This window comes from Pedococcus sp. 2YAF34 (assembly GCF_052114585.1).
Lineage (GTDB): Bacteria > Actinomycetota > Actinomycetes > Actinomycetales > Dermatophilaceae > Pedococcus.
In genome coordinates this window covers 1-25,557 of record NZ_JBFRFA010000003.1, presented here as the reverse complement: position 1 = coordinate 25,557, position 25,557 = coordinate 1, and the positions used below count along the sequence as shown (strand labels likewise).

Here is a 25,557-nt window from a genome sequence, read left to right as displayed (position 1 = left end):
GACCCACCCACAGCGTCGTCGGCCTGCCGGCCCAGTGTCGGCAGGCCGATGGCCTGTCCGGGGGCAGTCGAGGGGAGACCCCGCCTCCTGCCCCCAGCACCCCCCATACGACTATGTTGTGATGAGCAGCGGCGCCCGCGTGATGTAACGTCCCGGCTCGTCCCAGCCACGCCACCGGGAACACCCCCACCCGGTGGCGTCAAACCAGAGGAGGTGACGTGTACAAGTACATCTTGCGGCGATTGATCCAGATGATCCCGGTTCTGCTTGGCGCCACGTTCATCATTTTTGCCATGGTCTACGCGCTCCCCGGCGATCCCACGATCGGCCTCTGCGGTGAGCGCCCCTGCCCGGCGGCCTTCGTCGCCGAGTTCCGCGACAAGCACGGGCTCAACGACCCGCTGCACGTCCGCTACCTCACCTACATGGGCAACCTCCTCCAGGGCGACCTGGGCACGAACTTCCGTGACATCAAGGTCGTCGACGAGCTCGCCCAGCGCTACCCGGTCACGACGAAGCTGGCCGCCATGGCCATCCTCTTCGAGACGGTCATCGGCATCATCGCCGGTGTCCTCGCGGGCATTCGCAAGGGCAAGTTCATCGACAACCTGGTCCTGGTGAGCACGCTCTTCGTCATCTCCGTGCCGGTCTTCGTCATCGGTGTCTCGCTCCAGTACTCCTTCGGCCTGAAGTGGCCCATCTTCCCGGCCACCGTCGGCTCGGACGCCACGGTCTACCGCCTGGTCCTGCCTGCGTTCGTGCTCGGCAGCGCGTCCATCGCGTACGCCGCACGACTCACGCGCACCAACCTCGTCGAGAACCTGCGCGCCGACTACCTGCGCACGGCCATCGCCAAGGGGATGTCGCGTCCACGCATGCTCGGCGTGCACGCCCTGCGCAACTCGCTCATCCCGGTCGTCACCTTCATCGGCGCCGACTTCGGCGGCCTGCTCGGTGGCGCCATCGTCACCGAGCGCATCTTCAACATCCAGGGCGTCGGTGGCTTCCTGTTCACCGGCATCCGCAACCGCGACCCGGTGAGTGTCGTGGGCACCGTGACCATCCTGGTGCTCGTCTTCCTTGTCGTGAACCTGCTCGTCGACCTCCTGTACGGCGTGCTCGACCCGAGGATCAGCCATGACTGAGGCATCGACCATTGCCGTAGGCGCCGAGGCCGGCGCCCCCACCGGTGGCCAGGCGGACGAGGGGCGTTCACTCGCCTCCGACGCGTGGCGGCAGCTCAAGCGCAACCCCATCTTCTGGGTGTCGGTCACGCTCATCGTGCTGTTCATCGTCATGGCTGCGGTGCCGCAGCTGTTCACCAACGTCGACCCCAACGCCGCGGTGCTGAAGCAGGCGCGCGAGCGTCCCAACGCCAACGCGTGGTTCGGCCGCGACATCCAGGGCTACGACATCTACGCCCGCACGATCTACGGTGCCCGCGCCTCCATCCTCGTGGGCGTGCTCACCACGCTGGTCACGGTCGTCATCGGCGTGACCATGGGCGTGCTCGCCGGCTACTACGGCGGCTGGCTGGACTCGCTGGTCTCGCGCATCACCGACATGTTCTTCGCGATCCCGCTGCTGCTCGGCGGCATCCTGTTCATGTCCACGTTCCCCAACGACGAGAACTCGCGCTACCTGGTCGTCGTCGGCAAGGTCGTGCTCGTGATGGCCGTGTTCGGCTGGCCGAGCATCGCCCGCCTCATGCGGTCCAGCGTGCTGCAGGTCAAGCCCAACGACTACGTGCAGGCGGCTCGTGCCCTCGGGGCGAGCCCGTGGCGGATCATCCGGTCCCACGTCATGCCCAACGCCCTGGCGCCGGTCATCGTCGTGTCCACGATCAACCTCGGTGTCTTCATCACCGTCGAGGCGACCCTGAGCTTCCTCGGCATCGGGCTCACGCCGCCGGCCGTGTCCTGGGGCGTGGCGATCTCGGACGCCCTCGTGGCACTCCGGACGACGCCGCACATCCTGCTGTTCCCCAGCCTGTTCCTGTCCCTGGCGGTGCTGGCCTTCATCATGCTCGGTGACGCCGTGCGCGACGCCTTCGACCCGAAGTCACGCTGAGCAGGAGAGACTCACAGATGACGACTACTGAGACCACGAGCCGGCGTCGCGCCAAAACCGCGACCGGCTCCGAGTACCACCCGCAGGACGGGCTGCTCCTCGAGGTGGAGGACCTCCACGTCGAGTTCCACACCGCGGACGGGATCGCCAAGGCCATCAACGGCGTGGACTTCTCCCTCAACCAGGGGGAGACGCTCGCCATCCTCGGCGAGTCCGGCTCGGGCAAGTCCGTGACCGCGCAGGCGATCATGGGCATCCTGGACATGCCGCCGGCGGTGATCCCCAAGGGGCAGATCCGCTACTGCGGCCAGGACCTGCTGACGATGCCGGCCGAGCAGCGCCGCAAGACCCGCGGCCCGGAGATCTCCATGGTCTTCCAGGACGCGCTGTCCTCGCTCAACCCGGTGTTCCCGGTGGGCTGGCAGATCGCCGAGATGTTCCGGATCCACCGGGGCATGAACCGCTCCGACTCCCTCGAGCGCGCGGTCAAGCTCATGCAGCGGGTGCAGATCCCCGCCGCCAAGGAGCGGGTGAAGGCCTACCCGCACCAGTTCTCCGGCGGTATGCGCCAGCGCATCATGATCGCCATGGCGATCGCGCTCGACCCGGCGGTGCTCATCGCCGACGAGCCGACCACGGCCCTGGACGTCACCGTCCAGGCGCAGATCATGGCCCTGCTGCAGGAGCTGCAGGAGGAGCGCCAGATGGGGCTCATCCTCATCACCCACGACCTCGGTGTCGTGGCTGACGTGGCCGACAAGATCGCCGTGATGTACGCCGGTCGGATCGTGGAGCGGGCAGACGTCTACGACCTCTACCGCCAGCCCGCGCACCCCTACACCAAGGGCCTGCTCGAGTCGATCCCGCGACTGGACCAGAAGGGCCAGCAGCTCGCAGCCATCGGTGGCCTGCCGCCGAACCTCATGCACATCCCGCAGGGCTGTGCGTTCAACCCGCGCTGCAAGTTCGCCCAGGACGTGTGCCGGGAGGACCGGCCCACCCTGCAGCTCGTCGCCCCCGGCCGTGAGTCCGCCTGCCACTTTGCCGAGGAGGTCCTCAATGGCTGAGGCCATTCTGACCGCGACCGACCTGGTCAAGCACTACCCGATCAAGGGCGGCGTCCTGCGCCGCACCGTTGGACACGTCAAGGCCGTCGACGGCGTGAGCTTCGAGCTCCTCAAGGGCGAGACGCTCGGCATCGTCGGCGAGTCCGGGTGCGGCAAGTCCACCCTCGGCCGCCTCCTGATGCGCCTGGAGGAGCCCACCTCGGGCTCGGTCGTCTTCGATGGCGTCGACATGTACGCCCAGCGGGGGCGTGCGATGCGCAAGCTGCGTCGCGACATCCAGATCGTGTTCCAGGACCCCTACACCTCGCTCAACCCTCGCAAGACGGTCGGCGACATCGTGGGGGAGCCCTTCGACATCCACCCCGACGTGGTGCCGAAGAAGGGCCGCCGCAAGGCCGTGCAGGACCTGCTCGACCTCGTGGGCCTCAACCCGGAGCACATCAACCGCTACCCGCACCAGTTCTCAGGTGGCCAGCGCCAGCGCATCGGCATCGCCCGCGGCATCGCGCTCAACCCGAAGGTGCTGATCTGCGACGAGCCGGTCTCCGCGCTCGACGTGTCGGTGCAGGCGCAGGTCGTCAACCTGATGGAGAAGCTGCAGGACGAGCTCGGCCTGTCCTACATCTTCATCGCCCACGACCTGTCCGTGGTCCGCCACATCTCCGACCGCGTCGGCGTGATGTACCTCGGCAAGATGGCGGAGCTGGGGGAGGAGGACGACATCTACGGTCGTCCGACCCACCCCTACACCCAGGCCCTGCTGTCGGCGGTGCCCGTGCCGGACCCGACGCTGCGTGACAAGAAGGAGCAGATCGTCCTCAAGGGCGATGTCCCCTCGCCGGCCAACCCACCGTCGGGCTGCCGGTTCCACACCCGGTGCTGGAAGGCGCAGGACAAGTGCAAGACCGACATCCCGCTGCTGGAGATGCGTCCTGACGGCGTCGGGACCCACCTGTCGGCCTGCCACTTCGCGCAGCCGCGGGAGATCATCGAGACGGTCGACGTCTCCGACCAGCAGGACGAGGTCGGCAACACCGTCTGAGCGACACCGTCTGACGACACCGTCCGACGCTCGCGCAAACCGTGACCGCGCCGCTTCCCCCACCGGAGGAGCGGCGCGGCCGCGTTCCCCCTCAGGCCCCGGGGAGCCGGCGGTTGAGCGAGAACAGCCGCCCCAGCACCGGCATCAGGACGATGTTGAGGCCGTGCAGGATCCCGATGACGAGCAGGATCCCCCCGACCCGTCCCACCTCGAAGGTCAGCTGCTCGGCCGTCACGTGCTCCGAGATCTCGTTGCCCCACTCCTGCTGCGGCGCGAAGTGCACCGAGAAGAGGATGTAGGCGGCGAAGATCAGGTAGTAGACGATGTCGGTCAGCACGATGTAGCTCTTGCCGGTGAGCGGGTTGTCGTGGAAGACGTCGGCTGCGTAGGCGCGCCCGAACCGCTTGATGAAGGGGCCCAGCCACAGCGCGACCGCCAGCAGCACGGCGTTCGTGGCGACCTCCAGGATCCACCAGGGCATGTGCAGTCCGTCCTCTCCTCGGGGCGTGAGCGTGACCACCGCGGCGACCGACAGCACGGCGCCCGTGGCCCAGAGCGCGATGGCCGTACGGCGCCGCCGTCGGCGCCGTGCGTCGCCGTGGATGCTGTCGACCACCCGCGTGAAGAGGTCGGCCGACGGCGCGCGGCTCGCGCCCTCGGCACCCAGGGCCTCGTGCAGCCGGTCCTCGAGTGCGCTCATCGTCTCTCCTCGAGCCGGGCGGCCAGCGAGCGCAGGCCGCGGGTCAGGTGCGTCTTCACGGAGTTGGGGGAGACCCCCAGGGTGGTCGCGATGTCCTCGATGCCGAGGTCGAGGTAGTAGCGCAGGACCACGCAGTCCCGCTGCCGCCGGGGCAGCTCCCTCAGGGCCTCCACCACCTCGCGCCGTGACTCCTGCGCCGAGGCGGTCTCCTCCGCCGAGGGCTCGTCGAGGACCGCCGGTGGTCGGTGGCGCAGCGAGACCAGCCCGCGGCGGTTGTGGTCCCGAGCCAGGTTGATGACGATCGAGCGCAGGTAGGCCGCGGCCCGGCCCTCGTCGCGGATGCGGTGGCTCGCGCGGGCCAGGCGGATGAAGGCCTCCTGCACCAGGTCCTCGGCTGCCGTGCGGTCGTCGACGAAGAACCGTGCCAAGGACACCAGACGCGCGGACTCGGCGACGAACAGCGCTCTGACCAGGTCGTCGGTGGCCGGCGTCGCCCCCGTCCGGACCCGGTCCGTCGTCACCACATCCATGGATCCCATCACCTCGACAGACGACCCTGCGGCGCTGCCGGGTGACATCGCGAGGAGTCGAACCTGCGTCGGCTCGCGGTGTCACCCGCCGGGCCGGCACGCGCGTCTGTCTGGTGTCAGCACCGTTGCACCACAGCCAAGGAGACCTCATGGACCGCACCAGCACCTCAGCCCTATGGCGGAGCCCCCCGTCCGGCCTCGCGCGGTCGGCGGTGGTCGGCGCCGCGCTCGGAGGGCTGTGGGGTGCCGCGGCACGGGTCTGGATGAGGCTCGTGTCGACGACGCCCGAGTTCAGCTGGGTGGGGTCGCTGGCGATCGTCGCGCTGGCCGCCGTCCTCGGCGCGGGTGTCGGGGCCTCCGCGGCGGCCAGGTCACGTACGGGCTGGCGTCGGGCGGCCCGGCTGGCGGTGGTGCCCGGCATGGTGATCTTCGCGGGCCAGGGGATCCCGTTCCTGGCGGCCTTCGTCGTGGGCGGCCTGCTCCTGCGCCGCCGGCACCTCGTCGCCCGCTTGGCGACGGTCGGTGTCGTCGCCGGGCCCGCGGTCCTGCTGTGGTGGTCCGAGCGGCTCGACGAGTACACGATGCTCTCGGCGCCGCTGCGGGTGCAGGTGGCGATGCTTGTCGGGTTCCCGCTGCTGGCAACGGTTCTCGCGATCGCGGGTGACCTCGTCTGGGGTCGTCGTGCGGCGGTCGTGCCTCAGTCGGTCTCGCCGGACCGGGCCCGGAGCAGCCTCCTCAGCGACTCGAGCCTCGATGCCCCAGCAGGTCCGGCCTGACCGGAGGCCACCCATGCGTCGAGGGCGCACTCCTCCTCGTCGTGGCTGCATCCCCGGGGGCACTGGCTGGTGCCGGCCTCGAGGTCGGGGAAGAGCTGGATGATCCGGCCGAGGTCGACGTGGGCCAGGCCGAACGAGCGCACGCCGGGGGTGTCGATGACCCATCCCTCGTCGCCGGGTAGGCGCAGGGCCACGGCGGACGACGACGTGTGGCGGCCGCGGCCGGTGACGACGTTGACGATGCCGGTGGCGCGGTGGGCGTCCGGCACCAGGCCGTTGACCAGGGTCGACTTGCCCACGCCCGAGTGCCCGACGAGGACGCTGACCCTTCCGATGAGGCGCTCGGTGAGGGCCTCGAGGCCGTCGAACCCCGACTCTCCGGTGGAGGTCACGACGGCGGGGACGTCGAGCGGGGCGTAGCTCCCGAGGAACTCTGCGGGGTCCTTGAGGTCGGCCTTGGTGAGCACGAGCAGCGGGTCGAGCCCCGCGTCGTACGCCGCGACGAGGCAGCGGTCGATCAGCCGGGGGCGAGGCTCGGGATTGGCCAGCGCGGAGACGATCACCAGCTGGTCGGCGTTGGCCACGATGACGCGCTCGACGGGGTCCGTGTCGTCGGCACTGCGCCGCAGGACCGAGCGCCGCGGCGTCAGGCGCACGATCCGGGCGAGGCCGTCGGGGTTGCCGCTCGTGTCCCCGACGAGCTCGACGTCGTCACCGACGACGATCCCCTTGCGACCGAGCTCTCGCGCCTTCATGGCGGTCACGAGCCGCTCGGGGGCCGCCTTGCGTCCCGGACCCCGGGGGACCAGAACGTGGTAACGACCCCGGTCGACGGCGATCACGAAGCCCGACACGGCGTCCTCGTGGGCCGGGCGGTCCTTGGACCGTGGGCGGGAGCCGCGACGGCTGGGTCGGACGCGGACGTCGCTCTCGTCGTAGTCGGAGGCCTTGCGGCTCATGCGGTCGCTGCGCTCGTCCCGGGCACGACGAGCCCGTGCCACAGGTCGACGAACTCGGGCAGCGTCTTGGCGACGGTTGCGGCGTCCTCCACGCGGAGGCCGGGGACGCCGAGGCCGAGGACCGCGCCCGCCATCACCATCCGGTGGTCGGCGTAGGTGTGGAAGAGCCCTGCTCGCAACGGTTTCGGCTCGATGCGCAGTCCGTCCTCGGTCTCGGTGACGGAGGTGCCGAGGGCGCCCAGCTCGCGCGCCAGCGCCGCCAGCCGGTCGGTCTCGTGGCCCCGGATGTGGGCCACGCCGCGGATGACGGTGGGGGAGTCCGCGAGCGCCGCGACGGCGGCGACGACCGGGGCCAGCTCGGAGGCGTCGTGCAGGTCGGCGTCGATGCCGGAGACCTGGCCCGTGCCCCTGACGGTGAGCCCCTCGCGGGTGAGCGAGACGTCGGCACCCATGGCGTCGAGGATGTCGCGGATCGCGTCGCCGGCCTGGGTGGTGTGGTGCGGCCAGCCGGGCACGGTGACCCGACCGGCGGTCACGAGTCCTGCTGCGAGGAAGGGTGCGGCGTTGGACAGGTCGGGCTCGACCTGGACGTCGAGCGCGTTGACCTCGGAGGGCTCGACCCGCCAGGTGTCCGGTTCGCTGTCGTCGACCATGACGCCGGAGTCGCGCAGCGTCTCGACGGTCATCTCGATGTGCGGCTCGCTGGGGACCGGCTTGCCGCGGTGGTGGACGGTCACACCCTCGTCGTAGCGGGCACCCGCGAGCAGGAGCGCGGAGATGAACTGCGATGAGGCCGAGGCGTCGAGGGTGACGGCGCCCCCGCGGACGTGACCCTGCCCCCTCACGGTGAAGGGCAGCGTGCCCCGGCCGCCGTCGTCGAGGTCGACCCCGAGGGCGCGCAGTGCGTCGAGCACCGGGCCCATGGGCCGCACCCTGGCCTGCGCGTCGCCGTCGAAGTCGACGGTGCCCGAGGCGAGCGCCGCGACGGGCGGGAGGAAGCGCATCACCGTGCCGGCGAGGCCGCAGTCGACGGCGCCGCCGCCGCGCAGCGACGCTGGGGTGACGAGCCAGTCGGGGCGCAGGCCCGGGTGGGTGGTGGTGTCCTCGACGCCGGCCCCGAGCTGACGCAGGGCCTGGGCCATGAGGAGGGTGTCGCGCGAGCGCAGCGGGCGGCGCAGGAGCGACGGGCCGTTGGCCAGGGCGGCGAGGACCAGGAAGCGGTTGGTCAGCGACTTGCTGCCGGGGAGGTGGACCTCGTCGTCGACGGGACGGTCGGCGGACGGGGCGTGCCAGTCACCCTCGACGACCTGCGGGGGACGAGCGGGATGCGCGGGATCAGGTGAGGGCATCGTGGGCCTGGGTCGCGACGAGCCTGGCCTCGCGCCGAGCTGCCTTCGTCGCCATCTTCGCCTCGCGCCGAGCCGCGGCCGTCGCGTGCTTCGCCTCGCGCTTGGTGCGCTTCGCGGCCCGCCGTGCGGAGTCGGTCGCGAGCCCGGCTCGGTAGGCCAGCCCGGGCTTGCCCTCGGTGTCGACGCTGGCGAGCAGCAGGCCGCCGAGGAGGCCGACGTTCTTGAGGAACCCGATGCGCTGGACGTTGCGCGTCGTGGGGTCGCTCTCCTCCCAGAACCGGTGTCCCACATACGTCGTCGGCACCAGCGAGCCGACCAGCGCGAGCGCCGCCAGGCGCGGCACGCGACCGGTGGCGAGCAGCGCCCCACCGCCGACCATGGTGGCGCCGTTGGCGCGCACCAGGAGCTCGGGGTCGTTGGGCAGCCCGAGGGGGGCGACCTGCTCGGCGAAGGGCGCGACCTTCGCCTTGAGCGCTGCGGGGTGCCGGAGCTGCTCGAGGCCCTGGACGACGAAGATCGCGGCCAGCATCGGTCGGGCCACGCGGCGGACGAGGGTCATGGTCACTCCTGCTGGTCGCTGCTGGGACGGGCGGTGCGCGAGGCGCGGGGCCTGCGCGTCCCTTCCTACCGTATGGCCGGGTCCGCGTCGCTGCGTACCCTGTCCACCATGTGCGGACGGTATGCGGCGACTGCCAACCCTGACGAGCTCGTCGAGGAGTTCGAGGTCGAGCAGGACCGCACCGCCGACCCGGTCCGCACCGTCCTGAAGAACCCGCAGAGCCCTCCCGCCGGCACCCCTGACTGGAACCTCGCGCCCAGCAAGCTGGCCCCGGTCGTGCTTTCCCGGGTCCCCCGTGGGGAGGCGAGCGCCGAGCAGGCTGCCGGCCGCGCCGGGGGTGCTTCGGAGGGTGCTGCGGAGGGCGCCCCCACCGAGGGTGTGCGCCAGCTGCGGCTCCTCACCTGGGGCCTGGTGCCGAGCTGGGCCAAGGACGTCAAGGTCGGGATGCGCATGATCAACGCCCGCGCCGAGTCGGTGCTGGAGAAGGGCAGCTTCGCGAAGGCGGCGAAGTCCCGTCGGTGCCTGGTGCCGGCGCAGGGCTGGTACGAGTGGCAGAAGTCGCCGGTCGCGGTCGATGCCAAGGGCAACCCGCGCAAGCAGCCGTTCTTCATCCACCGGGCCGACAGCGACGTCGTCGCCTTCGCCGGTCTCTACGAGTTCTGGCGTGACCGCGCGATCCCCGACGCCGACGACCCGCAGGCCTGGCTGACGTCGTTCACCATCGTGACCACCGACGCCGAGCCCGGGCTGGACCGCATCCACGACCGCCAGCCGCTCGTCCTGGAGCGGGAGGACTGGGCCACGTGGCTCGACCCGACCATGACCGACCTCGACGAGGTCGGGCGGATGCTGGCGTTCCACCAGCCTGGCCGGTTCGACGCGCACCCGGTCGGCACGGCCGTCTCCTCCAACCGCAGCAACGGTCCCCAGCTCGTGGAGCCTGCCGGGCTCGACGAGCTGGAGGGTGTGGTCGACCCGATGACCGGGGAGATCGTCGGCGACTCGTCGTGACCGCGGACCTGCCCCGGCCGACGCGGGTCCTCGACGTGGAGACGCCCCACGGCACCGCCCGCGCCACGGTCCACCGCCCCCGCAGGGCGCACGCCACGCTGGTCCTCGGGCATGGCGCCGGTGGCCACGCGTGGACCGGCGACGTGGTCGCCGTGACCCGGGAGATGACGGGGCTCGGCTGGGCCGTGGTCCTCGTCGACCAGCCCTGGCGGCTCAAGGGACTGAAGGTGGCAAGCCGGCCACCGACGCTCGACGAGGCGTGGCTGCCGGTGGTCGGGGCGCTCATGGGCGGCCGGGCTGCCCTGCCGCGTCCCCTCGTCGTCGGCGGACGCAGCGCCGGCGCCCGCGTCGCCTGCCGCACCGCCCAGGCCGTCGGCGCCGACGCCGTGCTGTGCCTCAGCTTCCCCCTGCACCCGCCCGGGGCGCCGGGGCGGTCCCGCGCCGACGAGCTGCGGCTGCCCGTGGCCGCGGGCCTGCCCCTGCACGTCGTCCAGGGCGTGCGTGACCCGTTCGGGACCCCGGAGGAGGTGCGCGCGGAGCTGCCCACGCCTGACCTGGTCTCGGCGGCCAAGGGCACCCACAGCTTCGGTCGTGAGCCGGCCGACGTCGTGGCGGCGACGCGCCGCTTCCTGGAGCGGATCGCGGGTGACCACCGGGAATGACCCCGTCGCGGCCTCGGTTGAACCGAGGGAACCCCGTACCCCAGCACAGGAGCCCCGCACGTGCCACTGCTGACCGCCTTGCCGTCCGAGGGCAGCACCTCCGTGGCTCCGGGCTCGCGCCCGCCGGCCGGTGGTCGGGTCGTGCTCGGCCTGTCCGCCACGACCGACGAGCCTGACCGCGCCGAGCGCGGGCTAGGCTGGAGGGTGATGACTGAGACCCCTGCCCCCGACGCGAGCGTCGACGTGGCCACCGAGTCGAGGGACGACCGGCAGGCCCGCTTCGAGCGCGAGGCGATGCCCCTGCTCGACCAGCTGTACTCGGCGGCGCTGCGCACCACGCGCAACCCCGCCGACGCCGAGGACCTGGTGCAGGAGACCTACACCAAGGCCTTCGCCGCGTTCCACCAGTACCGGCCGGGCACGAACTTCAAGGCGTGGATGTACCGCATCCTCACCAACACCTACATCAACAGCTACCGCAAGAAGCAGCGCGAGCCCCTGCAGTCCGACGCTGCGGAGATCGAGGACTACCAGCTGGCCCGGGCTGAGTCCCACTCCTCTGCGGGCCTGCGCTCAGCCGAGACCGAGGCGCTGGACCACCTCCCCGACACCGAGGTGAAGCGGGCGCTGCAGGCGCTGCCGGAGGACTTCCGCATGGCGGTCTACCTCGCCGACGTCGAGGGCTTCGCCTACAAGGAGATCGCCGAGATCATGGAGACGCCGATCGGCACCGTGATGTCCCGGCTGCACCGAGGCAGGCGTCAGCTGCGTGAGCTGCTGACCGAGTATGCCGCCGAGCGCGGCTTCGCGACCCAGGGAGCGGACTCATGAAGTGTGGACCTGACTCCGGACAGGGCGACGCCGCCGGGACGGACTGCTCGGAGGTGCTGCACCGCGTCTATGAGTACCTCGACGGCGAGATGACCCGTGACGACACGGCCAAGATCGCCCACCACCTCGAGGCCTGCTCACCCTGCCTCAAGCAGTACGACCTCGACCAGGCGCTCAAGGCGCTGGTGAAGAGGTCGTGCGCCTGCGAGGAGGCCCCCGTCGAGCTGCGGACGCAGATCATGGCCCGGATCACCACGATCCGCTACGAGATCTCCGAGTAGGGAGCGCTCGCAGCCCCGCTGCAGGCGTCACCCCCAGCACGCAGAGAGCGGCGGCCGGATCCACAAGGGATCTGGCCGCCGCTCTCGTGCGTCGTGCGCTGGCTCAGGCGTTGGGCTTGCGACCGTGGTTGGCCGCGTTGCCCTTGCGCGAGCGGCGCTTGCGGGCGCGCTTGCTCATGGGAGTCACTCCGTCGGTGGTGGTGTGGCGCGAAAAAGCGCCCTGCCGGTGGCCATTGTCTCACAGCCGGCGGGTGCTCCGGTCCGCCACGGGGCTTACGACCTGCTCAGCCGACAAAAGGGCAGCCATAGGTCGGAGAGGACCTTCAAGATTTGGCAAAGAACACCTTGGTCCGCAAGCGGGCGGTCCGGTGGGGGGCCATCATAGTCCTGCAACCACGTAGCACCCCTGGCTACCCGGTGCATTGACCGCTCGATTGGTCCGAACGGATGAGTAGGACCTCATACGAGCAGAAGGAGTTTCCCGCCATGAAGGCTATCACCACCATCTTCGAGTCCATCCTCGGCAACGACGACTCCCTCGTGTGGACCCCCAACGACGGCCCGAGCGACTTCTCCGCGCAGCGCGCCTGGGGCTGGACCAGCTGAACCCGCGCCTCACCGGCAATCCCGGGGCCTAGATTGGTGTCGTGAGCACCGACCACCCCGGGCACCCCACCCGTGCACGCCGCAGTGACGGCGGGACCGTGCTCTACGTGGCCTTCGCGGTCACGGTCGCGGTCGCCCTGGTCGTCGCCGGCATGTTCACCTCGGGCCAGCCGCGCAGCTGGCTTGCGGTAGCGGTCCTGTCGGGTCTCGGCATCGCGAGCTGGATGCTCCGCGGCGCCAACGTGGGCGAGCGGGTCACCCTCTCGTTCCTCAGCATCATCCTCCTCGCGGCCGCCGTCATCGGTGGCCCCGTCGGGGCAGCAGTGGTCGGGGGACTGGCCACCATCGTGCAGGTCGATCCAGAGAAGCTGATCGTCCGCATCTTCAACGTCGCCCTCTTCAGCAGCATGGGTTCGCTCGGAGGGCTCGTCTACCTCGGGGTCGGTGGCCTCGACGAGGCGTCGACCATGACCTCCGCGGCGCGGATCCTGCTCGGCGTCGGGCTCCCGCTCATCGTCACCGACATCGCACAGTGCCTGCTCAACGCCCTGCTCCTCGCGGGGGTGCTCCGGGTCGCCACGGGCAGCCCGATCCGCACGCAGGTCTACAAGCTGCTCAGCACCACCGGCCTGGCCTACATCGGCTACGGCGTGATCGGTTTCCTCTTCGTCGTGCTGTGGATCCCCGCACGCGTGGGGTGGTTCAGTGCCGTCCTCGTGCTCGCGCCGCTGTTCGTGGCCCGCTGGGCGTTCGTCCAGTACGGCGACGAGTTCCGCGCCCACGAGAGCACCCTGCGTGCCCTGGTCACCGCCGTGGAGACCAAGGAGCCGCACAACGCCGGCCACAGCGAGCGCGTGGCCCAGCTGAGCGCGTGGCTCGTGGAGAGCCTGGGGTTGGGGCACAAGGAGATCCAGGACGTCCGCACCGCCGGCATGCTCCACGACGTGGGCAAGCTCGGGGTGCCGACCCGCCTCCTGCGTGCCCGGCGCGAGCTGACCGACGACGACCTCGTCACCATCGCCGACCACGCCCTGGCGGGCGTCCGGATGGTGCAGGACATCGACTTCCTCTCGGGGTCCGTGGACGGCATCGCCCACCACCACGAGCGGTTCGACGGCCTCGGCTACCCCGCCGGGCTGGCCGGCGAGCAGATCCCGTTCTCTGCGCGGGTCGTGGCGGTCGCCGACGTGTTCGACGGGTTGACCACCTCCCGCGCCTACCGTCCCGCGCTGTCGGTCACCGAGGCGCTGGACGTCATGAACCAGCGGGCCGGCACGCAGTTCGACCCCGTGGTCGTCGAGGCGCTCGGCCGTGCGCTGGGCCGCCACGAGTGGAGGCCCACCGTGCGCACCGACGAGGAGCTCATGGCTGCCGGGGTGGCGATCGACCACGACGAGCCCGAGACCTCGGACCTGCTGGCCGCCCGGCCGGACCTGCGCCGCCGGATCGAGGGTGCACCACAGCGCGGCCTCGAGTCGGTGACGGCTGCGCAGGGCCGTCAGGCCGCGGTGGACGTCGACGCAGTGGAGGGGCTCAGGTGAGCCGGGTGCACATCCGCCGTGTCGACCTCACGGTGCCCGTCGTCGTCGCCGGGATCGTCACCACGCTGGCCAGCTTCTGGACCGCCATCGACGACGTGCCGCACCTCGGCAGGGGTGACCTCGTCTACCTCTTGGTCTTCCTCGTGGCGATCGCGCTGGGGGAGACCGCGCGGCTGACGATCCTCACCGGTCGCGAGACGGCCCCGATGTCGACCGCGGCGGCCTTGGGCCTGTCGCTGTCGGCGGTGCGCGGTCCCGGCGAGGATCCGATGGGCGCTGCGGTCATCGTGTCCACGATCTGCCTCGGCATGGTCGCCGGCACCGTGTTCCTGCGCGTGGTCAACGGCAGCGTGCGGTGGGCCGACACTGCCGCCCGCATCGTGGGTGCCGCGGTGGCGCCGTTGATCTACCGTCACGCGACGTTCGACGGCCGGACCCTGCTGTCCTGGCAGGAGACGTGGGACGACCTGCGGTGGTTCGTCGGGGTGGTGATGCTGCTCGTGGGCATCGTCGCGATGCTGGTCGACCTCACCCTCGAGGCGGCGGTCCGCGCCGGCCGCGACCACGCGCCCCTCGTGCCCGCCGTCCTCGACGAGATCCGTTCTGCTGCAGGGCTGGCCACCGCCCTGGTCGCGTCGGGTGCGCTCATCGCCCTGGCGGAGTTCGCGATCGGCGTCACCGCCCTGCCGCTGTTCCTCTTCCCCCTCGTCCTCACCTACTTCGCCGTCCAGCGCTACGCCACCATCCGCATGACCTACCGCCAGACCATCGGTGCCCTCTCGAGCCTCACCGAGCTGGCCGGGTACACCGGCACCCACCACGCGCAGCGCGTCACCGACACCTCCGTGGCGGTCGGCCGCGACCTCGGCATGGGCCAGCGCGAGCTGACCGACCTCGAGTACGCAGCGTTGCTGCACGACCTGGGCCAGATCGCCCTGCGTGAGCCCATCCCTGCCGGGGCGACGGTGATGGCGGCGCCGGCCGACCAGCAGCGCATCGCCCACGACGGCGCCGAGATCGTCCGCAGCACCGGGGTGCTCGACAACGTCGCCACGATCCTCGAGGCGCAGACGACGCCCTACCGGCAGGTGCGCGAGTTCGGCCAGGACCTGCCGATGGCGAGCAGGATCATCAAGGTGGCCAACGCCTACGACGACCTCGTCGGGGCCGGCGGCGCCCACGACGAGCGGGCGATGGAGCGCATCCACCTCGGCCTGGGCTACGAGTACGACCCCCGGGTGGTGGACTCGTTGACCCGGGTCCTCGAGCGGCGCCGGCGCGCCGGCGCCTCGGGCCCCGGCTGACCGGCCGACGCGCGCGGGTACGACGAAGGGGCGGTGCCGGGACCAGGTCCCTGCACCGCCCCTCCACGTGGGCGTCGTAGTCGGCGCCGCTACGGCGTACCGGTGGTGAGGTGGGCGTCCATGCCGAGGTTCTTCTCGACACGGGGGTCGCCCGCGTCGGCGAAGTAGTCGCCCTTGATGGTCTCGTCGTGACCCGCGTCGACCTTCATCGCGTTGAACACGAACGACAGGACGGCGGCGATGACCAGGTTGATGACGAAGGCGGTCATGCCGATGTAGCCCATCTTGCCGATCGTCGGGATCATGTCGAGCGAGCCGCCGAAGTGGCCCTTGGTGGCGGGGTTGATGACGTTGTAGGCGGTGACAGTGCCGTAGACCATGCCGATGGCCCAGCCGACGAGCAGGGCCCAGCGGTGGAACCAGCGGGTGTAGAGGCCGAACACGATCGCCGGGAACGTCTGCAGGATCCAGATGCCACCGAGCAGCTGGAAGTTGATGGCGTTCTGCTTGTCGAGCGTGAGGACGAAGACCAGCGCGAACGCCTTGACCAGCAGGGAGACGAGCTTGCCGATCTTCGCCTCCTGCGCGTGCGTCGCGTCGGGCTTGATGAAGTCGCGGTAGATGTTGCGGGTGAAGGTGTTCGCCGCCGCGATGGACATGATGGCGGCGGGGACGAGCGCCCCGATCGCCACGGCGGCGAAGGCCACCCCGGCGAACCAGCTCGGGAACATGTCCTCGAACAGCTGGGGGATGACCAGCTGGGCGTTCGGCTTGCCGTCGAGGCCGATCGGCTTGGTGCCGGCGGCGATGGCCACCCAGCCGAGCAGGGCCAGCAGGCCGAGCACGAACGAGTAGGCGGGCAGGATCGAGGCGTTGCGCCGGATCGTGTTGCGGCTCGAGCTCGACAGGGTCGCCGTGATCGAGTGCGGGTACATGAACAGCGCGAGCGCCGAGCCGAACGCCAGGGTCGCGTAGGCCCAGTACTGCTGGGCGTTCGGGATGAACGCACCGGTGGGCTTGGACGTCACCGGGTTGGGCTTGGCCATCTTCCCCTCGGCCGCGCTGAAGACGTGGTCCCAGCCGCCGACCTTGGACGGCAGGTAGATGACCGCGACGATGATCACGAGGTAGATCAGCGCGTCCTTGACGAAGGCGATGACCGCCGGGGCGCGCAGGCCGCTGGAGTAGGTGTAGGCGGCCAGCAGGGCGAAGGCGATGAACAGCGGCAGGTCCTTGGCGAGGGCGTTGCTGCCGCCGACGCCGGCCACCTCGAGCACCGCCTGGATGCCGACGAGCTGCAGCGCGATGTAGGGCATCGTCGCGAGGATGCCGGTGATCGACACCGCGAGCGACAGCCCGCGAGAGCCGTAGCGGCCCTTGACGAAGTCGGCCGGGGTCACGTAGCCGTGCCGGTGGCTGACCGACCACAGCCGCGCCATGAAGATGAAGATGATCGGGTAGAGCACGATCGTGTACGGCACCGCGAAGAAGCCGCTGACGGCGCCGAGGGCGAACATCGCCGCCGGGACCGCGACGAACGTGTATGCCGTGTAGAGGTCGCCACCGAGCAGGAACCAGGTGACCCAGGTGCCGAAGCGGCGGCCGCCGAGGCCCCACTCGTCGAGCGACTCCATCGAGTCGGCGCGGCGCCACCGGGTGGCCCAGAAGCCCATGCCGGTCACGAGGGCGAACAGCAGGATGAGGACGGTGAGGGCGACGCCGTTGACGCCGCCGGTGCCCGTCGCGGCGGGGACCATGGTGTTCATCGGGTGTGCCCCTCACGCTGGGTGCCGGTGCGGCCGTCGGTCATCGGGCGGTGCGGGCGGGCGCGCAGGACGAGCCGGTAGGCGGTGTAGGTCAACGCCGAGCACAGGAAGACCCAGAGGAACTGGTACCAGATGAAGAACGGGAATCCCCACAGGACGGGGTCCTTGCGGGAGTAGCTGCTCACCCACAGCAGGGCGATCATCGGCAGTGCCAGCAGGACGCCGGCGACGGCCAACAGGCCCTTGTTGGCGGGTGGGACGGTGTCGTGGTCGACGTCGCTGTCGATGCTCACCTTGGCCTCCAGATGATGAGTTGGTGACTGCGTGGTGGCAGTCCGAGGTGCACGGTACGCCCGACTCGCGGGTAACCGTGGGAGGTCACAGGCGTCACATTGGTAACAGGTTGACGGTGACCGCGGGCGCGTGGAGCACCCGCGGCCACCGTCACTCAGCGCCGGGTCACTGGGCCCGGCAGGGGTTGGCGAGGTCGCCGCTGTTGAAGTTGTTGAAGCGCGTGGAGGTGGTGAAGCCGGGCATGGGGTAGACCGTCTTGAGCAGGGGCCCGTACTCGCTCGTCGAGGTGCCCCCGAACGTCCTGGTGGTGCCGGGGATGAAGCGCCCGCCCTCCTGCCAGGTGCACGTGCCGTGGTCCTGCGTCGTGGTGAAGATCGGGTAGAACTGTGCGCCCCGTGGCGGGTTCACGCAGTTCGCTCCGGTGTTGCGGTCGCAGAAGGGGGCGGTGTCCTGGGAGTCCGCGGCCTCGATGCGGGGCAGGTCGGTCTCGAAGGCGACCTTGGAGTAGTTCGTCGAGCCGGCGGTCACCGGGCTCGTGAACATGAGGGGTGAGGGGTGCAGCGCCTGGTCGCGGGCGACGTCACGCAGCGTGCCCGGCCAGTCGCTGCGGTAGGACTGGCTGTCGAAGTCCTCGTCCGAGCTCAGGCACCCGTTGATCTTGACCAGCGTGGAGTCCTCGGCAGGGACGCAGAAGCTGTTGTCGTCGTCCTCGTCCAGCCCGGAGGCGTCCTGGCTGCCCGGCTTGGTGCAGTTGAAGTTCGTGTCGATCGCCAGGCAGTTCTCGAAGTGGCCGATCTCGTCGGACATGGCCACGTTGTAGGTGTGCGCCGACCAGGTGTTGCCGCGCGGGTTGCCCGTGGAGTACTCGGGGTGGAACGCGTAGGGCGCCATCTGGCACGTCGTCGAGGTGGGCGTGTAGAGGATGTGGCCGAACCCGTTTGCCTTCGAGGCGGTCATCGACCCGTGCTGCCCGGTGGTCAGGTCGCCCAGATCGATCCGCAGGCCGGCAGTCGTGTCGTGCATGTGGATCCGGACCCGGTCGCCGGGGTTCATGAAGAGGTCCTTGGCCGCGTTCGGGGTCACCGCGCTCAGGTCCGGGTTGTCGAAGGTGCCGGTGAACAGCGGGTTGGCCGGCGCCTGCGAGCGACCGCTCCTGGTGATGTAGGCCCAGTTGATCGGCTCGATGCCACCGAGGATGTAGTTGTCGCAGGCAGCCGTGTTGGCGACACCGGTGTTCTGGTTGCTGACGAAGCTGTCGATCGTCATGGCTGCGCAGTACTGGTGGGCGGTGCACCCGAAGCCCTCGAACTGCGGCACGTAGCCGGGGCCGTAGAACTGCAGCTCCATGTAGGCGTTGCCGGGGTGCTTGCCGATGTAGTCGGCCGCCGTCGGGTTGGTGCCGACCAGGTCGTTGGTGTCGGAGTCCGGGGCACACGTCTTGGTGTACTCCGGCGCGGACTCGGTGTCGCAGAGCGTCAGGCCGAACCAGAAGGTGGGTCGCAGCTGGAAGTTCCAGGTGGGCCCCGAGGCCCCGGAGGCGGTGGGCTGCTTCTTCGGGTCGCGGGGGAGGGTGACGGTGTAGGTGATGTCGTTGCCGGAGCCCCGGACCCCGGACTTGAACAGCACCGACGGCTCGTCGTGGCCGACGTACTCGTCGGAGGGGTTGTCGAAGGTGTCGGCGCACAGGGACGAGCGGGCCTGGCAGATCGGCTCGTGGTACGTCGAGGAGGTGCTGGCAGAGGTGCCGGAGGTGGAGCCGGCAGCGATCGTCCGGGTGGAGGCGCTGGTGTGCGCCGTGACGCCGGCGGCTGCCACGACGGGCAGCATCGGTGCCGAGAGGCCCAGCAGGGTGGCTGCGCCGAGGGCGAGGAGAGTTGGTCGTGTCACGAGCGTGCCCCTTGTGCGAGCTGGCAGCCTGGGCCCAGCCGTGCCGGGGCGCTGCTGTGCGCCCCCGTCCGCCCCCTTCGCGGACCCAGGGTGTGCCGTGGATCCCGAAACTTCGTGCAGACGCCGGGAGGTGCGGACGACCGGCGTCGTGTCGCCTGCAACCGACGACTCTACGCGCGTGCCACCGCGCCGTACAGGAAACAAGCAAGCGCCCGCCCCGGTGACCCGGGACGGGCGCCTTTCGAGGGAGCCGAGAGCCTAGGCGGCCTTGGTCTCCTTGAAGATCGCGTCGATCTCGTCGATCTTGGCGAGCAGCTCGTCGGCCTTGCCGGCGTCGAGCTCGCCCTTGGTGCCCGTGGCGCCGGCCAGCTTCGTGGCCTCGTTGAAGAGGGTGTGCAGCTGGGGGTACTTCTCGAAGTGCGGGGCCTTGAAGTAGTCGGTCCACAGCACCCACAGGTGGTGCTTGACCAGCTCGGAGCGCTGCTCCTTGATGAGGATCGCCCGGGTGCGGAAGTCGGGGTCGTCGTTGTCGGCCACCTTGGCGATGATCGCCTTGATGGACTGCGCCTCGATGCGGGCCTGTGCGGGGTCGTACACACCGCAGGGCAGGTCGCAGTGGGCGCTGACCTCGGTGGTGCGGAAGATGCGGGAGAGCATGCGTATCCCTTCTGCGAGATGGATGATCACGTGCTCGCTCAACCTACCCCGCGTCCGCCCCGGGTGCACCACGCCCCCTGCGTGACCCCGGCAGGCGCAGGCGCTGCGGTATGCGGAACAGCACCAGGGCGCGGATCTGATCACGGGCGAGCGAGCCGATGCCGTGCGTCCAGGAGTCGGCGACACCGAGCAGGCCCTGGTTGTCGCTCTCGACCCAGTAGCGGGTGCGGTCCGCGGGGTCGCGCATGGTCACGCGCTTGATGGCGAGCGGGCGGGGTATGCCGTCGTCGTCAGGGGGGAGGCGCACGATGGCGAGCCGGCCCAAGCGAGGTGGAGCCCCGCGCAGCACGACCATCCGGTCGCCGGTGTGCAGGGTGGGCTCCATCGAGCGTCCGGTTACCCTCGCCAATCCAAGACTGATCACTCGTGTGATCCTCCTCGCGACCTCTGCAGCTTGAAAGGCCATCTTGCCTTCCATCGGTGGCGGGCGCTGCCTCGTCTCGCTTTTCGCTGACATCGAGGGCGCGAGCCTTGGACCGACCGCCAAGCCCTGTCCAGCGTCGCCACGTGTTCACGGCTGGAGCATTCGGGTCAAACGGTACGCTGTGCCCTCCGCTTCGGAGGTCGGAGCGACTGCCGTTGCACGTTGTGGCGGCAATTACCCAAGGGGGAATCTTGCAGGCCACGGGCAACGCACTGGACGCTGTTTTCGTCAGCCACCGACCGTGGGGTCACTTCCGACAGTTCGTTCAAAACGAGCGCGTGACCGTGAAGGTCATCGCGGTCGAGCCCGGACAGCGGCTCTCACGCCAGCGCCACTCCCATCGAAGCGAGATGTGGCACATCTTGGACACTGCGATCGACGTCGAGGTCGAGGGACGAGCCTGGGTGGCGCAACCGGGGGAGCAGATCTGGGTGGCTCAGGGCTCGATTCACCGCATGGGCAACTCGGGCACGAAGGCTGGGCGAGTCCTGGAGATCGCATTCGGCGAGTTTGATGAGGCTGACATCGAGCGACTCGAGGACGACTACGCACGGCAAGAAGAGCCGACCCGCTAGGCCATAGCGTCACCGACCGCCGTCAGTGCTGCTCCTCCTGGCGCATCCGGCTGAGGAAGGTCTTGGTGCGCTGGTTCTGGGGGTTGGAGATGACCTCGGACGGGGGGCCCTGCTCGACGACGACGCCACCGTCCATGAAGACGACGCGGTCGGCGACCTCGCGGGCGAAGCCCATCTCGTGGGTCACGACGATCATGGTCATGCCGCCGCGCGCGAGGTCACGCATGACCCGCAGCACCTCGCCGACGAGCTCGGGGTCGAGCGCCGAGGTGGGCTCGTCGAAGAGCATCAGCTTGGGCTCCATCGCCAGCGCACGGGCGATCGCGACTCGTTGCTGCTGGCCGCCGGAGAGCTGGGCGGGGTAGGCGTTGCACTTGTCGGCGAGGCCGACGCTGCCCAGCAGCTCGAGCGCTCGCTCCTTGACCTGTGACTTCCGCTGGCCCTTGACCTGGACCGGGGCCTCCATGACGTTCTCGACGGCGGTCATGTGGGGGAACAGGTTGAACCGCTGGAAGACCATGCCGATGTCGCGCCGCTGGGTCGCCACCTGCTTGTCGGTGAGGTGGTGCAGGGTGCCGCCACGGTCTTCGTAGCCCATGAGGTCGCCGTCGACCCAGATGCGGCCGCCGTCGATGGTCTCGAGCTGGTTGATGCAGCGCAGGAACGTCGTCTTGCCCGAGCCCGAGGGGCCGAGCAGGCAGACGACCTCGCCCTTGCGGACGTCCATGTCGATGCCCTTGAGGACCTCGTTGCCGTGGAAGGCCTTGGTGACGTTGACCGCGTGCACCAGGGGCTGGGTCGTCTGGGTGGTCTCGGTCGTCATCACATGCCACCTCCGCCGCCGCGCAGCGCGAGCAGCCGGGCGCGAAGGCCCTGCTGGTCGCCGCTGCTGACCCCGAAGCCACGGCCGAAGTGCCGCTCGAGGAAGGACTGCCCGACCATGAGGACGCTGCACACGATGAGGTACCACGCGGTGGCCGCGACGTAGGTCGGCATGATCTTCAGCGTCCGCGAGCCGATGACCGACACCTGGTAGAAGAGCTCGGTGTTGACCGGGAGCGCGATCAGCAGCGAGGTGTCCTTGACCATCGCGATGGTCTCGTTGCCGGTCGGCGGGATGATCACGCGCATCGCCTGGGGGAGCACCACCCGGCGCATGGTCTTGCCGGACGACATGCCGAGGGCCTGGGCCGCCTCCTGCTGGCCGACGTCGACCGACTGGATGCCGGCGCGGGCGATCTCGGCCATGTAGGCGGCCTCGGACAGCCCCAGCCCGATGACGCCCATGGCCAGGGTGCTGCTGAACTGGTTGACGTCGAGGCTGAGGAACGTCAGGTCGCTCGACAGGCCCAGCGCCTTGGCGATCTGCTGCCCGAACGGCGCCCCGATGTCGAAGGTGCTGTAGAGGTAGCCCAGCCCGGTGCCGAGGATCGTCAGGAGCACGTAGCGGGGGATGGCCCGGAAGAACCACGTGTAGACGAAGGAGACGCCTCGGAGCACCGGGTTGGTCGACAGCCGCATGATGCCGACGATGACCCCGACCACCACACCGATGACCATCGAGCCGATGGTGCCGACGATGGTGCCGATCATGAGGCCACGCAGGACCGGGTTGAAGTTCATCACCTGGAGCGCGAACGGGAAGTCCCACTTCGGGTTGGTGACGAACGAGCTGACCATCATGGCCAAAAGGACGGCGATGACCGCGATCGCCACCCACCGCCCCGGGTGGGGGACCGGCCGGGCGCTGATGCGTCCCGGCCGGTCCTGGGTGCCTTCAGACATGGAGTCCTCGGATCAGGGGGTGATCAGCGCCGGTCAGGGGTTGACGGCGAAGTCGGTGATGGCGCCGGTGTCGTTGCCCCACTTGGTGAGGATCGCCTTGTAGCTGCCGTCGGTGCCCATGGCCTTGAGCGCGTCGGCGATCGCCTGGGCGAAGTCCGCCTGGTCCTTGGGGACGACGAAGCCGTAGGGGGCGGCGTCGTAGATGTCGCCCAGCGCCTCGAGCTGGCCGCCCGTCTGCTTCACGGCATACAGGCCGACGGGGGAGTCGGCAAGCATCGCGTCCGACTTGCCGGAGATGACGCTGGCCGTGACCTTGCTCTGGTCGGCGTCGATGATCTGCCGGATGGCCGGCTTGCCCGCGGCGGTGCACTTCTTGGAGCGGGCCGTGAGGTCGTCGATCTGCACGGTGCCCTTCTGCACGCCGATGTTGAGGCCGCAGGCGTTGTCGGGGTCGACCTTCTTGGGGTTGCCCTTCTTGACCGCCCACTGGGTGCCGGCGTTGAAGTAGCTCACCATGTTGACGCTCTTCTTGCGCTCGTCGTTGATGGTGAAGGAGGAGACGCCGACGTCGAACTTTCCGGACGTCACGCCGAGGATGATCGTGTCGAAGCCGGCGTTCTTGAACTCCGCCTTGAGGCCGAGCTTGGCGGCGACGGCGTTGAAGAGGTCGACGTCCATGCCGACCACGGTCTTGCCGTCGGTGTCGATGAACTCGTTGGGCGCGTATGAGGCGTCGGACCCCACGACGATCGTCCCGGCGTCCTTGATCTTCTGCGGCACCTTCGCGGCAAGGGCCGGGTCGACCGACTGGCTGCTGGAGGAGGAGGAGCTCGAGGTCGAGGAGCTCGAGGAGGACGTGCCGTCGAGGGAGTTCGAGCCGCACGCCGAGAGCGCCAGGCCCGCGGTGGCGAGGCCTGCGACGACGATGGCAGTGGGACGGAGACGCTGGGTCATTACGGGGTGGTTCCTTCCTCAGGTGGTGCAGTTTTCGCGGCGACGGATCCGCCGTGGGGGCTTGCTCGGCATCCTGCCACCTGCCGACGCGATCCGTGTCACAGTCGCGTCACGAGGGTGTCGGTAGCCGGACTGCTGTGCCACGATGAAACCCGCGGGTAACCCCCGCGACTGTGCGTTTGATTGGCCACACCCCGGCCCGACTGACCGTCCGGCTGCGTCGGCTGTGCCCCACGCATCTCCTCCCTCTCTCCTCTGAGGTGACTTCTCCCATGTCTGCGAATGCAGCGACCCCCGCCTACCCGACCCACGACCCGTCCGACCCGGTCTTCCGGGCCCACGAGGGAGGCAAGCTCGGGGTGCACGCCACGTCGCCGCTGCGCGACCGCGCGGACCTCGCCCTCCTCTACACGCCCGGGGTGGCCGACGTGTGCCGCGCCATCGCCCTCGAGCCGGCGCTCGCGGCCCGCTACACCTCGCGACGCAACACCGTGGCGGTGGTGAGCGACGGCACCGCGGTGCTCGGCCTCGGCGACATCGGACCGCTGGCCGCCATGCCCGTGATGGAAGGCAAGGCGGTGCTGTTCAAGCACTTCGGTGGGGTGGACGCCGTGCCGGTGTGCATGGAGACCGGCACGGTCGAGGAGCTCGTCGACGCGATCGCCCGCATCGCCCCGACGTACGGCGGCATCAACCTCGAGGACATCTCCGCGCCGCGGTGCTTCGAGATCGAGCGCCGCCTCCAGGAGCGGCTCGACATCCCTGTCTTCCACGACGACCAGCACGGCACCGCAATCGTGGTGCTCGCCGGTCTCATCAACGCAGCCAAGGTCGTGGACCGGTCGCTGGAGTCCCTGCGGGTCGTCGTCGCTGGGGCAGGGGCGGCCGGGGTGGCCGTCACCAAGCTCCTCGCGCGGGCCGGTGTCGCCGACCTCGTGGTGTGCGACTCCCGAGGGATCATCGCCCCCTCGCGGGCGGACCTCGCCGACCACAAGCGGCGCCTCGCGGCGACGACCAACCCGCGGGGTCTTACCGGTGGGCTCGGGGACGCCCTCGTCGATGCCGACGTCTACATCGGGCTGTCAGGGGGGACCGTGCCCGAGGCGGAGATCGCCCGTATGGCGCCGGACTGCATCATCTTCGCGCTGGCCAACCCTGACCCGGAGGTCCACCCGGAGCTCGCGGCGCGGTATGCGGCCGTCGTCGCCACCGGGCGCTCGGACTTCCCCAACCAGATCAACAACGTGCTGGCCTTCCCGGGGATCTTCCGAGGCGTCCTCGACTCGGGGGCACCCCAGGTCACCGAACAGATGAAGCTCGCTGCCGCCCGGGCGATAGCGTCACTGGTCCCCGAGCCGACGGCGGGGGAGATCGTGCCCAGCGTGTTCGACGACCGGGTCTGCGACACCGTGGCGGCAGCGGTGTCTCCGCTCGCCTGACTGCAGGGTGCACGAATTGACCAGCAGAGGTCGGCCGAACGGCCGACCTCTGCTGAGCAAGAGCGAGCCGCCGCGCAGGTAGGATCGACCCGTTTGTATGACTCTGGGGCGAACCTGTGGTCGTGCTGGCCGACTGCGCCAATGGGTGAGAAGGGCCGGGGCGGCCTTCCGGGCAAGTAGGTATCAGCGAAGCGGCTGGCGCCTGACGGTCGGGAGGAGTCTGACCGGGTCAGCCTTCTTCGTAATCGACGAGCGGGGCTGGACATCCCGCGTCCACACGCACGACAACACCCTGACGGAGGCCGTCGCACCATGACCGAGTTCATTCCCCCTGCCAAGCCGCTGGTCGGCGACGAGGAGCGTGAGGCGGTCGACCGCGTCCTGCGCAGCGGCATGCTTGCCCAGGGCCCGGAGGTCAAGGCCTTCGA

27 protein-coding genes and 1 pseudogene are annotated in these 25,557 nt (G+C 69.8%); 14 read left to right on the top strand and 14 right to left on the bottom strand.

Annotated features, from left to right (window positions below):
• Positions 1 to 218 precede the first annotated feature (218 nt).
• Genes AB4Z02_RS02465 through AB4Z02_RS02450 form a run of 4 tightly spaced genes read left to right on the top strand, consistent with a single transcriptional unit; the run spans position 219 to position 4,179 of the window.
• Positions 219 to 1,145: an ABC transporter permease gene (locus tag AB4Z02_RS02465; RefSeq protein WP_056883469.1), complete on the top strand. Its 927-nt coding sequence runs from the start codon at positions 219 to 221 to the stop codon at positions 1,143 to 1,145.
• Complete coding sequence (locus AB4Z02_RS02460) at positions 1,138 to 2,070, top strand: ABC transporter permease (RefSeq protein ID WP_056883470.1); 933 nt, start codon at positions 1,138 to 1,140, stop codon at positions 2,068 to 2,070. The genes AB4Z02_RS02465 and AB4Z02_RS02460 overlap by 8 nt, the downstream gene beginning before the upstream one ends.
• 17 nt (positions 2,071 to 2,087) lie before the next feature.
• On the top strand, positions 2,088 to 3,137 hold the full coding sequence (locus AB4Z02_RS02455; RefSeq protein ID WP_056883471.1) for an ABC transporter ATP-binding protein: 1,050 nt from the start codon (positions 2,088 to 2,090) through the stop codon (positions 3,135 to 3,137).
• A complete protein-coding gene (locus AB4Z02_RS02450; protein ID WP_441969054.1) occupies positions 3,130 to 4,179 on the top strand; it encodes an ABC transporter ATP-binding protein in 1,050 nt (349 codons plus the stop codon). The genes AB4Z02_RS02455 and AB4Z02_RS02450 overlap by 8 nt, the downstream gene beginning before the upstream one ends.
• A gap of 91 nt (positions 4,180 to 4,270) precedes the next feature.
• On the opposite strand, the gene AB4Z02_RS02445 is transcribed toward AB4Z02_RS02450, so the two are convergent.
• A complete protein-coding gene (locus AB4Z02_RS02445) occupies positions 4,271 to 4,879 on the bottom strand; it encodes a hypothetical protein (RefSeq protein WP_441969052.1) in 609 nt (202 codons plus the stop codon).
• Positions 4,876 to 5,457 (bottom strand): SigE family RNA polymerase sigma factor, encoded by a 582-nt coding sequence (locus AB4Z02_RS02440; RefSeq protein WP_441969050.1) that lies wholly within the window; start codon positions 5,455 to 5,457, stop codon positions 4,876 to 4,878. Before AB4Z02_RS02440 ends, AB4Z02_RS02445 begins: the two co-directional genes overlap by 4 nt.
• 101 nt (positions 5,458 to 5,558) lie before the next feature.
• On the opposite strand from AB4Z02_RS02440, the gene AB4Z02_RS02435 reads away from it, so the two are divergent.
• Positions 5,559 to 6,185 (top strand): hypothetical protein, encoded by a 627-nt coding sequence (locus tag AB4Z02_RS02435; protein WP_441969048.1) that lies wholly within the window; start codon positions 5,559 to 5,561, stop codon positions 6,183 to 6,185.
• Here AB4Z02_RS02435 and rsgA read toward each other — a convergent pair.
• Genes rsgA through AB4Z02_RS02420 form a run of 3 tightly spaced genes read right to left on the bottom strand, consistent with a single transcriptional unit; the run spans position 6,107 to position 9,052 of the window.
• Positions 6,107 to 7,144, bottom strand: coding sequence for a ribosome small subunit-dependent GTPase A (gene rsgA / locus AB4Z02_RS02430; RefSeq protein ID WP_441969046.1), 1,038 nt, complete (start codon positions 7,142 to 7,144; stop codon positions 6,107 to 6,109). The genes AB4Z02_RS02435 and rsgA overlap by 79 nt on opposite strands.
• Entirely contained in the window at positions 7,141 to 8,493 is a 1,353-nt protein-coding gene (gene aroA, locus AB4Z02_RS02425) for a 3-phosphoshikimate 1-carboxyvinyltransferase (protein WP_441969044.1), read from the bottom strand. Before aroA ends, rsgA begins: the two co-directional genes overlap by 4 nt.
• Positions 8,480 to 9,052 carry a DoxX family protein gene (locus AB4Z02_RS02420; protein WP_056883476.1) on the bottom strand — a complete coding sequence of 191 codons (573 nt, stop codon included), beginning with the start codon at positions 9,050 to 9,052 and terminating at the stop codon, positions 8,480 to 8,482. Before AB4Z02_RS02420 ends, aroA begins: the two co-directional genes overlap by 14 nt.
• A gap of 108 nt (positions 9,053 to 9,160) precedes the next feature.
• On the opposite strand from AB4Z02_RS02420, the gene AB4Z02_RS02415 reads away from it, so the two are divergent.
• From AB4Z02_RS02415 to rsrA, 4 genes are all read left to right on the top strand, one after another.
• Positions 9,161 to 10,063 (top strand): SOS response-associated peptidase, encoded by a 903-nt coding sequence (locus AB4Z02_RS02415; RefSeq protein ID WP_441969042.1) that lies wholly within the window; start codon positions 9,161 to 9,163, stop codon positions 10,061 to 10,063.
• On the top strand, positions 10,060 to 10,725 hold the full coding sequence (locus AB4Z02_RS02410) for an alpha/beta hydrolase family protein (protein ID WP_441969040.1): 666 nt from the start codon (positions 10,060 to 10,062) through the stop codon (positions 10,723 to 10,725). The genes AB4Z02_RS02415 and AB4Z02_RS02410 overlap by 4 nt, the downstream gene beginning before the upstream one ends.
• Before the next feature lie 207 nt (positions 10,726 to 10,932).
• Positions 10,933 to 11,556, top strand: coding sequence for a sigma-70 family RNA polymerase sigma factor (locus AB4Z02_RS02405; protein ID WP_056884096.1), 624 nt, complete (start codon positions 10,933 to 10,935; stop codon positions 11,554 to 11,556).
• Complete coding sequence (gene rsrA / locus AB4Z02_RS02400) at positions 11,553 to 11,837, top strand: mycothiol system anti-sigma-R factor (RefSeq protein WP_056883477.1); 285 nt, start codon at positions 11,553 to 11,555, stop codon at positions 11,835 to 11,837. The genes AB4Z02_RS02405 and rsrA overlap by 4 nt, the downstream gene beginning before the upstream one ends.
• Positions 11,838 to 11,940: 103 nt before the next feature.
• On the opposite strand, the gene AB4Z02_RS02395 is transcribed toward rsrA, so the two are convergent.
• Positions 11,941 to 12,015, bottom strand: coding sequence for a 50S ribosomal protein bL37 (locus tag AB4Z02_RS02395; RefSeq protein ID WP_369791897.1), 75 nt, complete (start codon positions 12,013 to 12,015; stop codon positions 11,941 to 11,943).
• A 469-nt stretch (positions 12,016 to 12,484) separates the two neighbouring features.
• Here AB4Z02_RS02395 and AB4Z02_RS02390 point away from each other — a divergent pair, with 469 nt between their 5' ends.
• Positions 12,485 to 13,984 carry an HD-GYP domain-containing protein gene (locus AB4Z02_RS02390; RefSeq protein WP_441969037.1) on the top strand — a complete coding sequence of 500 codons (1,500 nt, stop codon included), beginning with the start codon at positions 12,485 to 12,487 and terminating at the stop codon, positions 13,982 to 13,984.
• On the top strand, positions 13,981 to 15,288 hold the full coding sequence (locus tag AB4Z02_RS02385; protein WP_156399903.1) for an HD-GYP domain-containing protein: 1,308 nt from the start codon (positions 13,981 to 13,983) through the stop codon (positions 15,286 to 15,288). The genes AB4Z02_RS02390 and AB4Z02_RS02385 overlap by 4 nt, the downstream gene beginning before the upstream one ends.
• A gap of 89 nt (positions 15,289 to 15,377) precedes the next feature.
• Here the strand turns inward: AB4Z02_RS02385 and mctP are convergent, their stop codons facing one another.
• From mctP to AB4Z02_RS02360, 5 genes are all read right to left on the bottom strand, one after another.
• Entirely contained in the window at positions 15,378 to 17,054 is a 1,677-nt protein-coding gene (mctP, locus tag AB4Z02_RS02380; protein WP_441969034.1) for a monocarboxylate uptake permease MctP, read from the bottom strand.
• Positions 17,051 to 17,347, bottom strand: a complete 297-nt coding sequence (locus tag AB4Z02_RS02375) for a DUF3311 domain-containing protein (RefSeq protein WP_235531418.1) — start codon at positions 17,345 to 17,347, stop codon at positions 17,051 to 17,053. Before AB4Z02_RS02375 ends, mctP begins: the two co-directional genes overlap by 4 nt.
• Positions 17,348 to 17,513: 166 nt before the next feature.
• A complete protein-coding gene (locus AB4Z02_RS02370; protein WP_441969032.1) occupies positions 17,514 to 19,235 on the bottom strand; it encodes a hypothetical protein in 1,722 nt (573 codons plus the stop codon).
• 258 nt (positions 19,236 to 19,493) lie between these two features.
• The gene (sodN, locus tag AB4Z02_RS02365; RefSeq protein ID WP_056883482.1) at positions 19,494 to 19,892 is read right to left on the bottom strand and encodes a superoxide dismutase, Ni; all 399 of its coding nucleotides are present in this window, start codon (positions 19,890 to 19,892) and stop codon (positions 19,494 to 19,496) included.
• Positions 19,893 to 19,935: 43 nt separating this feature from the next.
• Positions 19,936 to 20,277, bottom strand: coding sequence for a S24/S26 family peptidase (locus AB4Z02_RS02360; RefSeq protein ID WP_441969030.1), 342 nt, complete (start codon positions 20,275 to 20,277; stop codon positions 19,936 to 19,938).
• 290 nt (positions 20,278 to 20,567) lie between these two features.
• On the opposite strand from AB4Z02_RS02360, the gene AB4Z02_RS02355 reads away from it, so the two are divergent.
• On the top strand, positions 20,568 to 20,951 hold the full coding sequence (locus tag AB4Z02_RS02355) for a phosphomannose isomerase type II C-terminal cupin domain (RefSeq protein WP_441969028.1): 384 nt from the start codon (positions 20,568 to 20,570) through the stop codon (positions 20,949 to 20,951).
• Between the two features lie 22 nt (positions 20,952 to 20,973).
• Here AB4Z02_RS02355 and AB4Z02_RS02350 read toward each other — a convergent pair whose 3' ends face one another.
• The 3 genes from AB4Z02_RS02350 to AB4Z02_RS02340 are packed head-to-tail and all read right to left on the bottom strand — an operon-like array spanning position 20,974 to position 23,690.
• Positions 20,974 to 21,774, bottom strand: a complete 801-nt coding sequence (locus AB4Z02_RS02350) for an amino acid ABC transporter ATP-binding protein (RefSeq protein ID WP_441969026.1) — start codon at positions 21,772 to 21,774, stop codon at positions 20,974 to 20,976.
• The gene (locus AB4Z02_RS02345) at positions 21,774 to 22,736 is read right to left on the bottom strand and encodes an amino acid ABC transporter permease (protein ID WP_441969024.1); all 963 of its coding nucleotides are present in this window, start codon (positions 22,734 to 22,736) and stop codon (positions 21,774 to 21,776) included. Before AB4Z02_RS02345 ends, AB4Z02_RS02350 begins: the two co-directional genes overlap by 1 nt.
• Before the next feature lie 33 nt (positions 22,737 to 22,769).
• Positions 22,770 to 23,690 (bottom strand): ABC transporter substrate-binding protein, encoded by a 921-nt coding sequence (locus tag AB4Z02_RS02340; RefSeq protein ID WP_441969022.1) that lies wholly within the window; start codon positions 23,688 to 23,690, stop codon positions 22,770 to 22,772.
• A 272-nt stretch (positions 23,691 to 23,962) separates the two neighbouring features.
• Here AB4Z02_RS02340 and AB4Z02_RS02335 point away from each other — a divergent pair, with 272 nt between their 5' ends.
• Positions 23,963 to 25,129 carry an NAD(P)-dependent malic enzyme gene (locus AB4Z02_RS02335; protein ID WP_441969020.1) on the top strand — a complete coding sequence of 389 codons (1,167 nt, stop codon included), beginning with the start codon at positions 23,963 to 23,965 and terminating at the stop codon, positions 25,127 to 25,129.
• Positions 25,130 to 25,441: 312 nt separating this feature from the next.
• Positions 25,442 to 25,557 (top strand): annotated as a pseudogene (locus tag AB4Z02_RS02330) (aminotransferase DegT); the annotation flags it as partial.

Coding starts and splice junctions, on each gene's coding strand:
- AB4Z02_RS02460 (WP_056883470.1), top strand. CDS start 1,138: ATGACTGAGGCATCGACCATTGCCGTAGGCGCCGAGGCCGGCGCCCCC.
- AB4Z02_RS02455 (WP_056883471.1), top strand. CDS start 2,088: ATGACGACTACTGAGACCACGAGCCGGCGTCGCGCCAAAACCGCGACC.
- AB4Z02_RS02450 (WP_441969054.1), top strand. CDS start 3,130: ATGGCTGAGGCCATTCTGACCGCGACCGACCTGGTCAAGCACTACCCG.
- AB4Z02_RS02445 (WP_441969052.1), bottom strand. CDS start 4,879: ATGAGCGCACTCGAGGACCGGCTGCACGAGGCCCTGGGTGCCGAGGGC.
- AB4Z02_RS02440 (WP_441969050.1), bottom strand. CDS start 5,457: ATGTCACCCGGCAGCGCCGCAGGGTCGTCTGTCGAGGTGATGGGATCC.
- AB4Z02_RS02435 (WP_441969048.1), top strand. CDS start 5,559: ATGGACCGCACCAGCACCTCAGCCCTATGGCGGAGCCCCCCGTCCGGC.
- rsgA (WP_441969046.1), bottom strand. CDS start 7,144: ATGAGCCGCAAGGCCTCCGACTACGACGAGAGCGACGTCCGCGTCCGA.
- aroA (WP_441969044.1), bottom strand. CDS start 8,493: ATGCCCTCACCTGATCCCGCGCATCCCGCTCGTCCCCCGCAGGTCGTC.
- AB4Z02_RS02420 (WP_056883476.1), bottom strand. CDS start 9,052: ATGACCCTCGTCCGCCGCGTGGCCCGACCGATGCTGGCCGCGATCTTC.
- AB4Z02_RS02415 (WP_441969042.1), top strand. CDS start 9,161: ATGTGCGGACGGTATGCGGCGACTGCCAACCCTGACGAGCTCGTCGAG.
- AB4Z02_RS02405 (WP_056884096.1), top strand. CDS start 10,933: ATGACTGAGACCCCTGCCCCCGACGCGAGCGTCGACGTGGCCACCGAG.
- rsrA (WP_056883477.1), top strand. CDS start 11,553: ATGAAGTGTGGACCTGACTCCGGACAGGGCGACGCCGCCGGGACGGAC.
- mctP (WP_441969034.1), bottom strand. CDS start 17,054: ATGAACACCATGGTCCCCGCCGCGACGGGCACCGGCGGCGTCAACGGC.
- sodN (WP_056883482.1), bottom strand. CDS start 19,892: ATGCTCTCCCGCATCTTCCGCACCACCGAGGTCAGCGCCCACTGCGAC.
- AB4Z02_RS02360 (WP_441969030.1), bottom strand. CDS start 20,277: ATGGAGCCCACCCTGCACACCGGCGACCGGATGGTCGTGCTGCGCGGG.
- AB4Z02_RS02350 (WP_441969026.1), bottom strand. CDS start 21,774: ATGACGACCGAGACCACCCAGACGACCCAGCCCCTGGTGCACGCGGTC.
- AB4Z02_RS02345 (WP_441969024.1), bottom strand. CDS start 22,736: ATGTCTGAAGGCACCCAGGACCGGCCGGGACGCATCAGCGCCCGGCCG.
- AB4Z02_RS02340 (WP_441969022.1), bottom strand. CDS start 23,690: ATGACCCAGCGTCTCCGTCCCACTGCCATCGTCGTCGCAGGCCTCGCC.
- AB4Z02_RS02335 (WP_441969020.1), top strand. CDS start 23,963: ATGTCTGCGAATGCAGCGACCCCCGCCTACCCGACCCACGACCCGTCC.